The 690-nt window shown below is 80.9% G+C and carries 1 protein-coding gene; it reads right to left on the bottom strand.

Annotated features, from left to right (window positions below; all coding sequences use genetic code 11):
- Positions 1–457: 457 nt before the first annotated feature.
- Positions 458–690 (bottom strand): hypothetical protein (locus ACSNN7_RS29020; protein ID WP_436684225.1); only part of this gene is annotated, 233 nt, incomplete at its 5' end.

Genomic DNA, 690 nt, shown 5'->3' with positions numbered 1-690 from the left:
CCGGTTCGCCACGGTCGGTGCCCGCCTCGTAGGCCGTCGGCCCGGCCGGCTGCCAGCCCGTCCCCGACGCGTCGTCGGCGGGCACCGCCCACGGCACCTCGTCGTCCAGCGGCTCCTACGGTTCGCCACCGAGCGCGGGTTCCTACGGTCCGCCACCGGGCGCCGGGTCCTACGGCTCGTCGTCGAGCGCGGGCGCCTACGGCTCGGCACCGAGCGCCGGGTCCTACGGCTCCTCGCCGAGCGCCGAGCCGTACGGCTCGGCACCGAGCACCGAGTCGTACGGTGCAGCACCGAGCACGGGGGCGTACCGGCAGCCGGAGGTCGACGCCTCCTACCGCACCTCACCGGCGACCGGGTCCTACGCTGGGCCGCCGGCCACGGCGCGCAGCGCGCCGCCGGCCGAGGCGCCGGCCGCTGCGCCCCGGAGCGCACCCCCAGCGGCCGACCCGGGCGCCCCCTACGGCGCGCCGCCCGTCCGGACGGTCGAGCCGGCCGCCGACGGCACCGCCACCGCCGACCGGGCCGACCGGCCGTTCCGGCTCCGGTCCGTGCCGGCGGAGCCCGCCGCCCCGGCGGAACGCCCCGGCCATGAGCCGGCCAGCACTGGTCCCGGCGCCGCGCCGGGGTCCGGCGTCCCGTCCTCCACGGCCGGCTCGGCCGGAGGTGCCGGATCGGGGGCGGAGCGGCGGT

This window comes from Micromonospora sp. URMC 105 (assembly GCF_051386295.1).
Classification (GTDB): domain Bacteria; phylum Actinomycetota; class Actinomycetes; order Mycobacteriales; family Micromonosporaceae; genus Micromonospora.
This window is presented reverse-complemented; position numbering and strand designations above follow the sequence as displayed.